This window comes from Candidatus Vicinibacter affinis, from assembly GCA_016714365.1.
GTDB classification, from domain to species: Bacteria; Bacteroidota; Bacteroidia; order Chitinophagales; family Saprospiraceae; genus Vicinibacter; species Vicinibacter affinis.
Window position 1 is genome coordinate 1,901,861 of record JADJNH010000005.1, and the last position, 13,641, is coordinate 1,915,501.

Annotated in this window: 12 protein-coding genes; 5 read left to right on the plus strand and 7 right to left on the minus strand. The window is 38.1% G+C overall.

Annotated features, from left to right (window positions below; genetic code table 11):
- Positions 1 to 40: 40 nt before the first annotated feature.
- On the minus strand, positions 41 to 619 hold the full coding sequence (locus IPJ53_07500) for an inorganic diphosphatase (GenBank protein ID MBK7798940.1): 579 nt from the start codon (positions 617 to 619) through the stop codon (positions 41 to 43).
- Between the two features lie 316 nt (positions 620 to 935).
- Here IPJ53_07500 and IPJ53_07505 point away from each other — a divergent pair, with 316 nt between their 5' ends.
- A complete protein-coding gene (locus IPJ53_07505; protein MBK7798941.1) occupies positions 936 to 1,406 on the plus strand; it encodes a nuclear transport factor 2 family protein in 471 nt (156 codons plus the stop codon).
- A 49-nt stretch (positions 1,407 to 1,455) separates the two neighbouring features.
- Here IPJ53_07505 and IPJ53_07510 read toward each other — a convergent pair whose 3' ends face one another.
- Positions 1,456 to 2,556 carry a TlpA family protein disulfide reductase gene (locus IPJ53_07510; protein ID MBK7798942.1) on the minus strand — a complete coding sequence of 367 codons (1,101 nt, stop codon included), beginning with the start codon at positions 2,554 to 2,556 and terminating at the stop codon, positions 1,456 to 1,458.
- A 15-nt stretch (positions 2,557 to 2,571) separates the two neighbouring features.
- A complete protein-coding gene (gene purL / locus IPJ53_07515; GenBank protein MBK7798943.1) occupies positions 2,572 to 4,794 on the minus strand; it encodes a phosphoribosylformylglycinamidine synthase subunit PurL in 2,223 nt (740 codons plus the stop codon).
- A gap of 356 nt (positions 4,795 to 5,150) precedes the next feature.
- Between purL and IPJ53_07520 the strand changes: the two genes are divergently transcribed.
- Both IPJ53_07520 and IPJ53_07525 read left to right on the plus strand, forming a co-directional pair.
- A complete protein-coding gene (locus IPJ53_07520) occupies positions 5,151 to 7,421 on the plus strand; it encodes a T9SS type A sorting domain-containing protein (protein MBK7798944.1) in 2,271 nt (756 codons plus the stop codon).
- Between the two features lie 5 nt (positions 7,422 to 7,426).
- Complete coding sequence (locus IPJ53_07525; GenBank protein MBK7798945.1) at positions 7,427 to 9,082, plus strand: T9SS type A sorting domain-containing protein; 1,656 nt, start codon at positions 7,427 to 7,429, stop codon at positions 9,080 to 9,082.
- A gap of 22 nt (positions 9,083 to 9,104) precedes the next feature.
- On the opposite strand, the gene IPJ53_07530 is transcribed toward IPJ53_07525, so the two are convergent.
- From IPJ53_07530 to IPJ53_07540, 3 genes are read right to left on the minus strand one after another with little or no spacing between them, the layout of a single operon-like run.
- A complete protein-coding gene (locus IPJ53_07530; protein MBK7798946.1) occupies positions 9,105 to 9,902 on the minus strand; it encodes a hypothetical protein in 798 nt (265 codons plus the stop codon).
- Positions 9,903 to 9,909: 7 nt separating this feature from the next.
- A complete protein-coding gene (locus IPJ53_07535; GenBank protein ID MBK7798947.1) occupies positions 9,910 to 10,989 on the minus strand; it encodes a M42 family metallopeptidase in 1,080 nt (359 codons plus the stop codon).
- A gap of 10 nt (positions 10,990 to 10,999) precedes the next feature.
- The gene (locus tag IPJ53_07540) at positions 11,000 to 11,644 is read right to left on the minus strand and encodes an orotate phosphoribosyltransferase (protein MBK7798948.1); all 645 of its coding nucleotides are present in this window, start codon (positions 11,642 to 11,644) and stop codon (positions 11,000 to 11,002) included.
- Positions 11,645 to 11,672: 28 nt separating this feature from the next.
- On the opposite strand from IPJ53_07540, the gene IPJ53_07545 reads away from it, so the two are divergent.
- Together IPJ53_07545 and dapF are read left to right on the plus strand one after the other, a co-directional pair.
- Positions 11,673 to 12,305 carry an NUDIX domain-containing protein gene (locus IPJ53_07545; GenBank protein MBK7798949.1) on the plus strand — a complete coding sequence of 211 codons (633 nt, stop codon included), beginning with the start codon at positions 11,673 to 11,675 and terminating at the stop codon, positions 12,303 to 12,305.
- Positions 12,306 to 12,352: 47 nt separating this feature from the next.
- Positions 12,353 to 13,147 (plus strand): diaminopimelate epimerase, encoded by a 795-nt coding sequence (dapF, locus tag IPJ53_07550; GenBank protein MBK7798950.1) that lies wholly within the window; start codon positions 12,353 to 12,355, stop codon positions 13,145 to 13,147.
- A gap of 47 nt (positions 13,148 to 13,194) precedes the next feature.
- Here the strand turns inward: dapF and IPJ53_07555 are convergent, their stop codons facing one another.
- Positions 13,195 to 13,614 carry a nucleoside-diphosphate kinase gene (locus IPJ53_07555; protein MBK7798951.1) on the minus strand — a complete coding sequence of 140 codons (420 nt, stop codon included), beginning with the start codon at positions 13,612 to 13,614 and terminating at the stop codon, positions 13,195 to 13,197.
- Positions 13,615 to 13,641: the final 27 nt, after the last annotated feature.

The window sequence follows — 13,641 nt, forward strand, 5'->3', positions numbered from 1 at the left end:
CAAATATAACTCAAATCACAGGATTTATAAACACAGATAATCAGGACGTTCCAATTTTATCCATTGCATAGGTATGTTGGTACCTGTCTCTGCATTTGGTGATTAATAAGTTTGCCGCTTCGTAAGATTCAAATCCTAAAAAATTTACTGTCTTATTTTCTAAAACAGTGTATTGCTCAAAAAAATGTTTCAATTCATTTTTAAAATGATCCGGCAAATCATCCATAGATTTTAAATGGCTCAAGGTAGCATCCTTATCTGCTACAGCTAAAATTTTATCATCCGGAATACCCTGATCCTGCATTTTAAATGCACCTAATATTCGGCAACGAACCAGACAAAGGGAAGGGAGGGGGGAATTAGAAAGTACAAGTATATCCAGTGGATCACCGTCTTCGCCCAGTGTCTTGGGAATAATTCCATAATTCGTTGGATATTCTTGTGAGCCTGATAGCACTCTGTCCAACTTTATCAGACCGCTTTGCTTATCAATCTCAAACTTAGATCTTTCCCCTTTTGGAATCTCCACAACGGCATTGATCAGGTTATTCTCCCAGTTTGAATCTACTCCATGCCACGGGTGACTGATGTTTGTTTGAATATATATATCTTTTTTCATCGACAAAATTTATCATAAAGATATTCAGGATCATGGAATAAAGTTTTTACAAAAGACATCTCTAAAGCATAGAAATCTGTTCCATTCACTTGTTAATATAGTTTGGTTAATTAAATGGCTATTTAAGGATCGAGGTTCAAATGAAATGGAAACTATATTTATGAGCTAATGCCACAAAATGAATCCTGTTATTGACTTTTAAATGTACTGATGGTTGTTGAATTTGTAACATCTCAAAGAATGGTAATTAATATTTACCTTTATAAGATAGTATTACATCTACATTTTTTGAAGAAGGTATTATAATAACTTAGACATGGAATCTAATACAGCAATTATCCATTCTTTTTATACCGCGCTAAAATCAAAGGAATTTGAAAGTTTGAAATTATTGTACTCAGAACAATTGATTTTTTCAGATGAAGTCTTTAACGACCTTCATTACGAACAGACAATAGCAATGTGGACAATGCTTTTGAGCCGTAGCACCGATATAAAAATAGAATTTGGAGAAGTCAAGGCTACTGAACAATCAGGAACAGCTGTTTGGCAAGCTCAATATACGTTTTCACCTACCGGAAGAAAAGTGGTGAATATAATTCATGCGAGCTTTAAATTTGGGGAAGGTAAGATCATCCATCATTTGGATCATTTTAATTTTTATGCCTGGGCAAGACAGGCATTTGGTTGGAAAGGAGTTTTGCTAGGTTGGATGCCTTTTTTTAGAAAGAAAGTTCAGCGTTCAGCCAGAAAATCACTAGAAAATTTTATGCGTAAAATCGGGTAAAAAAAAAGCCCCGATTCCTCGAGGCTTTTAATATTTATAAAAACTAATATTAGAGTAATTTTTTAATTTCTTCTTCCAGATTATCTCTCGGGTCGATGGCGGCAATTTTACCGTCCCTGTCAACCAGGAAAGTTTTTGGAATGGCCCTGACACCATAGCTTCCAGCTGGAGCGCACTCCCATTTTTTAAGATCACTTACGTGTGTATCCCAACTCAATCCATCTTTTTCAATGGCTCCTACCCAGGCATCTTTTGCCCTCTTGGTAAATTCCTGAATCTGAGCTTCGTCTCCCAACTGCGATTTCGTTCTGCTGTCCACACCATCCAAGGAGACACTGTAAACTGTAAATCCTTTAGCCTTGTATCTATTGTAAACATCCACTACATGAGGATTTGCTCTTCTACATGGTCCGCACCAGCTTGCCCAGAAGTCTATCAAAACTACTTTACCTTTTAAGTCAGATAATTTGTAAGATTTCCCTGCCGGTGAAGGAAGATTGATGTCAGGAGCCTGCATGCCTACCTGAATACTTTCCTGAGCTTTTTCTTGTGCGGCCGCCTGCTCAGTCTGGACCACAAAACTCTCATATGATTTGGTGAATTCTGATTCCGGGTACTTTTCTTTCAATTGAGCAATAACGGTTTTGTGCTGAGCAATAAATTCAGGCCTAAAACCTAACAATTGAACGGCAAGCAGTCCTTTAGACAATGGATGTGTGGCTTCATCAATTTTTTTCTGAGCCATTTCTATGGTTACTTGACCAGTCATTAAATTTTTCAAGGAATTTACGACCTCTTCGGCAGCAGGAGCACCTTTAAGTTCATATTTGCCTTGATTCACATCTGCCAATGTTCCGGAAAATTCTACTTTTTTTTCCGACCCATCCAAGACAAAAATTAATTGACTTTGTCCCATTTTAATACGGTAAAGTCCAGGCTTAGGAACTTCCTTTAAGGCAAAACCAAACTTGCCACTTGCCATTTTTTGATTATCCACCGGAACAGAAGTATTGTCAAGACCAATTCGCTCAAGACTCACATTCATGTCTCCGCCATCTGAAAAATCACCGTTTATTTTTACATCATTGGAACACGAGGCAAACAGAACTATGCCCATAAAAAAACTACTAATCTTTACTAACAATTTCATTTATATCAATTTTAATTAATGATCCATTTTTAGGGAAAGCGCTTGTTGGTATAATTCGGAATACTCCTTAAGATCCCCAAACACTTGTCCATCAATCACGAGTTTAGAAGATTTTACAGTACCCAATTCATGTATATCCACTCCCTGATCTGCAAAAAACGCAAGAAGCTTCGTTTTGTTTAAGGGTTTGCAACTAACCACGACTCTGCCCTGGCTCTCTCCAAATAAAAAGATATCCTTGCGGTATTGTTCATGGACTTTTATGTCGTAACCAATTAACCCAGCCATTGCCGACTCGGTAAGGCTGATAAAAACACCTCCTTCGGAAACATCATGTGCGGATTCAATCAGTCCTTCATGAATTGATTTTCTCAAGGCAGCCTGCATATTGTACTCCTCATTAAGATTAAAATATGGAGCCGGGGAGAGGTCAAATCCATGAATGTGCACAACATATTCACTATAACCAATATGGTTGTTTTGTCTCCCAATCAGAAAAATGAGATCTCCCTCGTTTTTAAAATCAATTGTCATCATTTTGGAAGCATCATCTATAATTCCCAACATGCCTATAGTCGGAGTAGGGTAGACCGGCTCAATTTTATGATTTATCGTACTTTGATTATAAAAACTTACATTTCCTCCAGTGACGGGTGTATCAAATTTTAAGCATGCATCACCCATTCCTCTCAACGCATGGACAAATTGAAAATATACTTCAGGATTATAGGGATTTCCAAAATTAAGACAATTGGTTATGGCTACCGGTAGGCCACCTGAGCAGCTTATGTTTCTGGCACATTCAGCCACCGCTATCATGGCACCTTCATAAGGATCAACATGGACATAGGCAGAATTGCAGTCAACACTCAAGGCAAGTGCTTTTTTGGTGCCTTTCATCCGAACAACAGCTGCATCAGAACTGACTACAGAAGTCATGGTTCCGGTTCTTACCATTCGGTCATATTGCTCATAAATCCAGGACTTTGAAGCTATGTTAGGTGTAGAAATAAGCCGTTTTGAAATAGATACCAAATCGTCTGGCTCCAGAATCATGGAAGGGGAGAACTCATCTACTTTATCCATGTAGGCCGGGCGAATCATTTCCCGGTCATATACCGGTGCACCTCCTCCAAGTACCAAAGCATGAGCAGGAACATCCGCCACCTTTTCTCCATTCATGAAATACTCCAATCGGCCGGTATTGGTAACTTCTCCAATCTGCACACATTCCAGATCCCATTTATCAAAAACTTTCAACAACTCACTTTCTCCGCCCTTTTTACAAACAATCAGCATCCGTTCCTGGGATTCAGACAGAAGAATTTCAAATGCCTGCATTTTTGCCTGACGGGTAGGAACCTTGTCCAACCAAATCACCATACCGGTTTTGGATTTAGCAGACATTTCTGAGGTGGAACAGGTAATTCCGGCTGCTCCCATATCCTGCATGCCCACGATCTGTCCTGTTGCGATGGCTTCAAGACTGGCCTCGAGTAAAAGTTTTTCTTGAAATGGATCGCCCACTTGGACGGCAGGAAGATCTTCAGATGAATTTTCTGAAAGATCTGCGGATGCAAAAGTGGCACCGTGTATACCATCCTTTCCTGTGGAAGAACCAACAATGAAAACAGGATTGCCAGGTCCGTCAGCACTTGCAGAAACGGTTTTGCCCACTTCTACAATCCCTACTGACATGGCATTGACCAATATGTTTTGATTGTAACATTCATTAAAATAAACCTCGCCCCCTACGGTAGGCACGCCAAAAGAATTGCCATAATTGCCAATACCTTTAACGACTCCCCTTATTAATTTTTTAGTATGTGGAAGGTCCGGATTTCCAAACCTCAATGAATTCAAAGCTGCAATGGGTCTGGCCCCCATTGTGAATATATCCCGATGGATTCCCCCGACACCGGTCGCTGCACCCTGATATGGCTCTATGGCTGAAGGATGATTGTGAGATTCAATTTTAAAGGCGCAGGCCAATCCATCCCCAATGTCCACCAGTCCCGCATTTTCTTCTCCTGCTTCTACTAAAAGCCGGCTTCCTTTTCTGGGAAGTTTTTTCAAATATTTTATAGAATTCTTATAGGAACAATGCTCAGACCACATGACTGAAAAGATACTGAGTTCAGTAAAATTAGGTTTTCGTCCAAGAATCTCAACGATCTGATGATATTCAGATTCAATCAGTCCTAATTTTTTGGCGGTTTCCAGATCAGGTTGTTGCATTTAAAGTGATTTTCAAGGCGCAAATATAGCTTATTATGCTTATATATGTATGGTTTTACCAATACTCCTTATCATATTATTTCAGATGAATTTGGAAGTTTTAAGAATATTTGGATCAAATCCAAAATCCTTCAAAAGGCTTCTTTGAATATGAAAAGAATTTGGCAGAGGTAAAATAATTTTACATTGACTTTGGAGAAATTATTTAATACAATTGAATACTCATTACCATCGCAAATCTTCATTCATTAAATTTGAAGCTAACTTCCTCCTGAGATCGGAAATTAAAATTACCCAAATGTTAAAATCAATTGACGACCCTTATTTAGCTTATATTTACATTAAAATACAGTAAAATGTTGAGGACAGGATTTTTAGTTTTTATTTTCTTGTGGTTGGTCACTTTTTTGAAATCTCAGAATTTGGATCGGATGAATATTCCTTTTGTAGTAGAAGGAAAAGTATTGAAGTATCCCGCCACCGGAGGTGTAAACAATGTTCAGTTTAGTCAGGGCGATTTGAATTTTGACGGCACGCAGGATTTAATTTTATTCGATCGAAATGGAGATGTATGGATGCCGTTTGTGTACAATACTAAAATTGGCCGGTACGATTTTACACCAACCATCGTTCATAATTTTCCAAGAGTGAGGGATTGGGTGATTATGAAAGATTTTAATAAAGATGGTGTTGTGGACATCTTTTCAAGTTCTTTCAACACGCAGGGACCTGCAGGCATTGAAGTGCATCAAGGATTCAGGAATGGAAATGAATTAAAATTTAAAATTGTGAACACCTATAATTTCGTTAATATTTTAATGTGGCCTACCGGAGGAAATAAATTCACGCAAATACCGGTAGATTATACTGATTTGCCTACTATTGAAGATATTGATTCGGATGGAGATTTGGATATACTCGTTTTTTCTCCAGGTGGTACCCGCGTAGAATTTTATAAAAATATAGCTGTAGAAAGAGGATGGTCTCTTGATTCTTTGAAATATGTTTTGGAAGATAATTGTTATGGAAATTTTTCCGAAGGTGGATTTACTAGCGATATTTTTCTGAGTGGGAGTCCGGATACTTGTGCAACTGGTTTAAAAAATAATTCAAACTCAAAACGACACTCAGGATCCACTTTACTTACCCTTGATTTGAATGGTGATCAGTTGCAGGATCTACTTGTAGGAGATTTATCCAATGCGCATTTAATCGCCTTGTACAATGGAGGCACTAAAACCAATGCATGGATGAACCGTCAGGACAAAACCTGGCCATCTGAAAATACTCCGGTCGAAATGGTAATTTTTAACGGGGCATTTGAAGTGGATGTAGATTTGGATGGGAACAAGGACGTAATAGTTGCCCCTAATCAGCGTTTTTTAGCACTCAATACAAACAATGTACATTATTATAAAAAGTATATTGAAAATGGAAACAGTAAATACAATCTGGAAAGTAAAAAGTTTCTGGTAGATGAAATGCTTGATTTTGGAGCTTCTGCATTTCCCTGTTTTGTTGATTATAATCAGGATGGTAAAATGGATTTATTGGTAGGTACTGAGGGAATATTTATTCAGGGTAATACCCTTGAGGCAAGTATGATATTGTTTGAAAATAAGGGGACAAAAAGTAGTCCTGAATTCCATTTGGTGGACAGTAATTATCTCAATTTTAAGAGATTTAGCGGAGGTCAAGATCCAAGTTATAATTTTGCCCCTACATTCGGTGACCTGGATGGTGACGGTGATCTGGATCTGTTGGTAGGTGAATACAATGGATCTTTTTTTTATTGTGAAAATACTGCAGGCCCCGGAAATAAATTTAGTTTTAAAAATCCGATTTATGGTTTTCAAAATTTAGAAGTAAAAGGCTTTAGTGCTCCATGTCTGGTGGATTTGAACAGGGACGGTTTATTGGATATTGTGGTAGGTTCCTTGACCAGCAACAACGACGTGAATTTTGAACCATGTGGGAGCTTTTATTATTTTCAAAATCAGGGATCCAAATCAAATCCTTTTTTTAATCCTAATCCGAATTTACTCCCAAATACACAATGCCTCGGATCAGTCATAATGGATGGAATTGGCTCTAAAGTAAATTCTTCACCAACAGTATATGACTTTGGAGGCAAGTACAAGTTATTCGCCGGGGGATTTCTGGGAAAAACATTGGTATGCGGAGACATAGAATCAAATATTTACAACGATTTCAAAATTGAATATACTGATTATGGAAGCTTAAGAGAAGGAGAAAAAACACATCTTTCTCTGGCAGATATTGATCAGGATGGAATACTAGAAATGGCTGTAGGGAATCAAAGGGGTGGTTTTTCAATTTTTAAAACCACTTTTCAGACAAACGGAAATCAGGTGTCAACAGCTGATGTGAGTGCAGAAAATTTTATTATTTCCCCCAATCCTGCCAACGATTTTATTACATGTGATTTGAGTGAACCCAACGATGGAAACATCAGTATTTACAATATGCAGGGTCAATTAAAATTTCATCACAATTTTGAAAATCAAAATTTAATTCACTTAAATATTTCTCTTGTGCCCGGACTTTATGTAGTAAAATTGGCTACGGACACTTACCGAAAATTTCAAACATTGATAGTAAAATAATTCACATGAAAAATATTTTTCTCTGTTTGTTTTTGAATGCAATTGTAATGATTGCAGCAACTTCAGTTTCCGGTCAGTCTGTATATCGTTTTGCTCCCATTCAAAAAAATATGCTAATTGATGAAGTCGTTGAATTCAGTGCACCAAGTCCTGCTATTTCAAGCACTTTACCTGCGGCAATTTTAGCCGTTAATTTTCATTACAATGATCGGGATGAAGCCGGAGGATTACTATTAAAATTGAATGAAAGAACAGAATGTGCTTTTGCCATCAAAATGACCTCAGCCGATGCCAGTTTACTACTAAAGGATCAGATTCAGGTAGGCGCAGATTTAATTATTCTGGCTAATTACTTTTCAAAGACCACGCAAAAAACAGGTGTTCTTCTTGCCAGAATCAATGTTGAGAATAAATCAATTGTTTGGTCACATCTTTATGGAGCAGGGCATCCACTTGATTCATACAGTGCTGCGGATCTTAATTACTCCAGGGGATTTATTTATGTATTAACTAACAGGAGCACTTTGGTGGGACCAACCTCTAGAGAGAGAATGTCTGTATGGAAAGTTTCGGAAAACGGCCAATTCGCATTTAGTTTAACCATAGCAAATGACAATGCCGGTGTAAATGATGTGGGTTCTTCTATCGTAATTACACCAGACAACAATATTCTTGTCAGTGGTTTGAGCACCGCTTTAAATAGTTCAGTTAGTAAAATAATATTGTGCAAATTATCACTTGTAGGGAATCTTCTCATTTCCAAAGATCTTGTTTTTAAGGATATAAATGGAAGGATCCAAAGACCGGATTTCCCATTTCTTGACATCAATGCCGGAAATATTCATTTAGCTTGTCAGGCTATCTTAGGCCGTTCCGATCAGGGCGTAGTATTAATAACCATGTTAGACAATGACTTAAATTTACGGACTTGGAGAGATTACAGTCCCAAAATTCGTATGGAGGATTTTAGAATTGGTGGAGGTAAGTTTTTGTTGTCAGGTCAAGAACCGGTCACGAATGGAGGGAATGCCTATGGATTCGTGGGAATCAATAACTTAAATGCGATTCCTGAAATAGTGGACTATTACCGATCCGGATTTGAGTCAGTTAGTATTGCAACAAGTTCATCAATAGTTTACCACAATGCCTGGCAGCAATTTCTGATGGCTTCCCGACCAAATAAATCTGCAGAATCTTTTGTGAATGTGGTGGAAAGAAAGAATGATTTGAATGGCAAGTGTTCAGAACAATTTGCCTTTACGGTAACAAAGGATGAAGTAACGGTAAATGAAGTGACAGGTATGTTCAATGACAGTCTGTTGTTGGGTGAAGAATCTTTTAATTTTGAATTAGAGGAAGTGAGTATGAGCAGGGAAAACATTTGTTTGGAAACCGGACTACGAAAAAAAAATAAATCTGAATTTTCGATTTACCCTAACCCTGCGAATCAATTCTTAACAGTCGAACTTGATACTGAAATTTGGTCTGTATCTTTCCTTCAAATTACCGATATGTTCGGTAAAGTAGTGTTAACCAATAATTTTTTAACAGAATCTAAAAGGATTGACCTCTCCGGATTGAAAGGAGGAATGTATTTAATCAGTTTGAAAGATGATGAGCATCAGAAATTCGCAGTCAAACGATTTTTAAAAATTGATTGAGCATAGATAATCTAATTTTTTTTCAATTTTCAATTAGACATAAAGCCAGGCCTTGTGCAAGAATTAACCCATCTGCCGGCCATTTAATGTCGTCGTGCCATTTATTCAAAATGTAACTTCTTGCAACCATAATTCCTAAAAGTACATAAGTGCCTATAAATACCTTAAAAGTCTTATCATTAAATAGGTGTTCGCTGTACATTTCAAAAACAATCCAGGTTCCGAGCGTGAGTACCACCATGATAAAGCCAAAGTTGAACCGATCACCAAAAATTACAGACAGCGTTTCATGTTGATGAGCCTGATCATTTCCCTTGTCCAGGGCATCAAAATAAAGAGTAAGTGCAAAAATGAATAAACTAAATTCACCAACCAATAAATAATTTTTCGCGGTATACAGATCTACTTCTGCAACATAAAAAATAGCGGCTGCAACCCAACCGCACGTTATGCAAAGGTTTTTTATAAATGCAAAATCTCTAAGCTTGAATATATTTATATGTAGATGGTAAAAAACGGCCAAGAATCCAAACATAAAGACACAATGCCATTGGTAATTTCGAATCAAAAAAATAGAAACGCCTGCAGTCAGTAAAGAAATAAAAAGTACGAAATAACTAAGATATTTAAAAACCAAATACTTGCCATGTTCCAGATTAGGAGAAATCACTTTTTGGTACATAAAATACCCCAAAGTGGCGCTCAGTATGAAAATTTGTTCTGACTTAATAAGATAGGAGCCATAGGCAAAATGATAAAATCCCTGGGCAATACAGCAAGCTATAACTGCATAAAAAAAAGGGACGATAAAAGGTCTCATTTAGTTGTTAAAAGTACTTTAAACTATCCTTTGGATTTATGTTAAGAAGGACTTCATAAATGAGTTTAATTACATTTTCAACATCCTCAATATTTGCAGATTCAACAGTGGTGTGCATATACCTTAGAGGTAATGATATGAGTCCGGAAGGTACTCCGCCATTACTGTAGGCGAACGCATCTGTATCCGTGCCGGTGCTTCTTGATGCTGCTGATTTTTGGATAGGTATTTTTTTCTTTTCGGCAGTCTCTACAATTATTTTTTGCAGTTTATTATGGACTGCAGGGGCATAACAAATTACAGGACCTGATCCGCATTTGATACTTCCCTGTTCTTTCGTTTTTACCATCGGAGTATGGGTGTCATGCGTAACATCTGTAACTATTGCAACATTTGGTTTGATGGTCTGCGCGATCATTTCAGCTCCTCTTAACCCGATTTCTTCCTGCACTGAATTAACTACATATAGAGAGAATGGTAATTTCTTCTTGTTTTGTTTGATCAACCTGGCAACTTCTGCAATGCAAAATCCACCCATTCTATTGTCCAGAGCTCGACCGACGTAGTATTTGTTGTTCAATTTTATAAGCTCATCTTCGTAGGTAATGACACATCCAATGTGAATGCCCATTTTCTCCACTTCCTCTTTATCCTTAGCACCAATGTCGATAAATATGTTCTCAATGGTCGCAGTGAGATTGGTGTCATTGCCCTTCCTCATATGAATTGCAGGCCAGCCAAAAATTCCTTTCACGATTCCTTTCGGGGTATGGATATTCACTCTTTTTGAGGGGGCTATAGATTGATCGGCACCGCCATTCCTGATTACATAAATAAAACCATCATCAGTTATATAATTTACCATCCAGGAGATCTCATCTGAGTGGCCTTCTATTATTACTCTGAAATCCATTCCCGGATTAATAACCCCATACAGAGTGCCATAGTAGTCCAGATGCCATTCGTCAATAAATGGTTTAATGTATTTGAGCCATATTTTCTGACCTTCAGCTTCATGTCCGGTGGGAGATGCATTGTTCAAATATTCGAATAAGAATTCTTCTGATTTTTTAGTAATTATTGACATATAGTTGGGCTTAATTATGGTTGATAAATTGATCTGACCATAACTTCGGATTAAGGTTCCAGGATTTTAAATTTTCGTAATCGGCGGAAGAGATATAATTTGCTTGCAAAGCGCGTACCAAAAGTGTCTGAAAGTCAGTTAAGGACTTGAATTTTACATTTTTGTCATTAAATTTTTCAACAGCTGAGAGGAAGCCATATTGGAAGATAGAAAGTACTCCAACCACTTCATAGGATGGTTGCAGCAAAGCTTGAACCGCTTCCATTGAACTTCCACCGGTCGATACTAGGTCTTCAATGACCAAAACCTTTGAATTTTCAGGTAATTCCCCCTCGATTAGGTTTTTCATTCCATGTTCTTTGGGTTTGCTTCTTACATAGCAGAATGGCAGGTCAAGTCGGTCTGCAACCAATGCTCCCCAGGCAATGCCGGCAGTGGCTACCCCTGCGACAGCATTCATACCTTCAAAACTCAAGGCTTCTCTCACCAAGGCTGCTACAACTATTTTTCTGACCTCCGGAAAAGACAGTATAAGCCTGTTATCACAATAAATAGGTGACTTCAAACCGGAAGCCCATGTGAAGGGATTTTGAGCATTTAACTTTATTGCGTTAATTTGCATCAATCTGTCTGCTATGTTGTTTGCCAAATTCATGATTTAACCTATGTCGAAAACGCGCCAAATGTACGAAATTTATATAAATGACCGATTATTGGTGTTGCTTTCCGAGGCCGAATTGTCAAATTATCAGACAGATTCTTCAACCCTGGTAATGCCCTACATGGGTATTAAAAAGAACCTTTTTCAGTTTATGGACATTCTTGAGAAATCAAGCAGGTTTAGTAATGTGGTGCTTTTTACCAAAGAATTGGAACAGCTTTATGAGGATGTCTGCAGTCTGCTTTTAATTATTCCGGCGGGTGGAGGAATCATTAAGAATTTGGACCATAAGTTGTTGATGATTTTTAGAAAGGGGTTCTGGGATTTGCCAAAAGGCAAGTTGGACCTGCAGGAAAAATTTAAAGATGCTGCCCTAAGAGAGTGCCAGGAAGAAACAGGTTTACAAAATCTTAGCCTGGATGGTAAATTTGAAACCACCCTTCATTTTTTCAGGGACAAGTCCTATACCCGATGTCTAAAAAAAACAAAATGGTATTTAATGAGTTATCAGGGAGTAGCTCCACCCATCCCTCAAATTGAAGAGGACATTGAAGGAATAGGATGGTTTGGACTCCAGGACGCATTGCAATTAAGACCGATGCACCTTAGCATATTGAAGTTGTTGCAGAGTTACCAGGCAAAATCATCGATCTGATGTCTTATAATTACATTCACCTTTTCGTCTAACCTCATTTTTAGATCATGAAAATCAAAAACTTCCCTTTTGAGAAATACCAGGGTACAGGAAATGATTTTATTATTTTGGACTTTTTTGAGTTTGAGTTTCTTGACCTCCATCAGCAGAAATTCATTGAGCGTATGTGCGATCGCAGATTTGGAATTGGAGCAGATGGTTTGATTGCAGTATGCAAGGAAGTAGGGTACGACTTTCGTATGAAATATCTCAATTCCGATGGTAGATTTTCAACATTTTGTGGAAATGGGAGCCGTTGTGCCTCAGCATATGTAAGTAGAAAACTTGGATTGGACACCTTGAATTTTATAGCAGCAGATGGTCCGCATACTGCATGGATTAAGAAGGATTATGTGTCCGTAAAAATGCAGGACATCCGGGCCTTTGACCAAACAAATCTTGGGCCTTTGATTCAAAGTGGTTCTCCTCATTTAATCCGGGAAGTAGAAGACCTTACAGCGGTGGATGTTTTTAATGAAGGGAAAAAACTGAGACATGAATTTTCACCGGAGGGCGCGAATGTAAATTTCGTTAACAATAAAAACGGAGTCATAAATATTGCTACTTATGAACGGGGGGTCGAAGACAAAACCCTCTCCTGTGGTACCGGAATTACAGCTTCAGCATATTATTTCGCTGCCAAAAGCGGGGTACAGGGAGACATCGCTCAGACCATTCATGCCGAAGGTGGAATTTTAAGTGTATCTATGCACTTGGATGGGAAAGTAGCTACTGATGTTGTGCTCAGTGGACCTGCTGAATGGGTTTATTCCGGTTTTTATCCCATTGACATGGAAAGTTAGAATTTCCAATCAAGGAAAAACCCTTCAGGCAATTATCAATATTTTTTTTAAAATATCTCTACTCCTGCAAAATGAAAAGCTCCTTCTATGGATGCATTTTCATCAGAATCAGAGCCATGGACCGCATTCTCACCAACACTTTTGGCAAACTGGGCACGAATAGTACCTGGTTCCGCATTGGCTGGATTTGTGGCACCAATAAGTTTTCTAAAATCTTCTACAGCATTTTCTTTTTCAAGAATTGCTGCTACAATAGGGCCTCGTGACATAAAATCCACCAGTTCACCATAAAATGGTCTTTCCTTATGGACTGCATAAAATTCAGCAGCCTTATCCCTTGAGAGTTGGGTGTATTTCATGGCCACTATCTTGAAACCTGCACCACAGATTTTATCAAGTATGCCACCAATATAACCTGATTCCACTGCATCCGGTTTGATCATTGTAAAGGTTCTGTTACTAGCCATTTTCTATTGTTTAAGAGGCGCAAAGCT

Bases quoted from the DNA above. Each gene is read 5' to 3' on its own strand.
- IPJ53_07500 (MBK7798940.1), bottom strand. From the start codon at position 619: ATGAAAAAAGATATATATATTCAAACAAACATCAGTCACCCGTGGCAT.
- IPJ53_07505 (MBK7798941.1), top strand. From the start codon at position 936: ATGGAATCTAATACAGCAATTATCCATTCTTTTTATACCGCGCTAAAA.
- IPJ53_07510 (MBK7798942.1), bottom strand. From the start codon at position 2,556: ATGAAATTGTTAGTAAAGATTAGTAGTTTTTTTATGGGCATAGTTCTG.
- purL (MBK7798943.1), bottom strand. From the start codon at position 4,794: ATGCAACAACCTGATCTGGAAACCGCCAAAAAATTAGGACTGATTGAA.
- IPJ53_07520 (MBK7798944.1), top strand. From the start codon at position 5,151: ATGTTGAGGACAGGATTTTTAGTTTTTATTTTCTTGTGGTTGGTCACT.
- IPJ53_07525 (MBK7798945.1), top strand. From the start codon at position 7,427: ATGAAAAATATTTTTCTCTGTTTGTTTTTGAATGCAATTGTAATGATT.
- IPJ53_07530 (MBK7798946.1), bottom strand. From the start codon at position 9,902: ATGAGACCTTTTATCGTCCCTTTTTTTTATGCAGTTATAGCTTGCTGT.
- IPJ53_07535 (MBK7798947.1), bottom strand. From the start codon at position 10,989: ATGTCAATAATTACTAAAAAATCAGAAGAATTCTTATTCGAATATTTG.
- IPJ53_07540 (MBK7798948.1), bottom strand. From the start codon at position 11,644: ATGAATTTGGCAAACAACATAGCAGACAGATTGATGCAAATTAACGCA.
- IPJ53_07545 (MBK7798949.1), top strand. From the start codon at position 11,673: ATGTACGAAATTTATATAAATGACCGATTATTGGTGTTGCTTTCCGAG.
- dapF (MBK7798950.1), top strand. From the start codon at position 12,353: ATGAAAATCAAAAACTTCCCTTTTGAGAAATACCAGGGTACAGGAAAT.
- IPJ53_07555 (MBK7798951.1), bottom strand. From the start codon at position 13,614: ATGGCTAGTAACAGAACCTTTACAATGATCAAACCGGATGCAGTGGAA.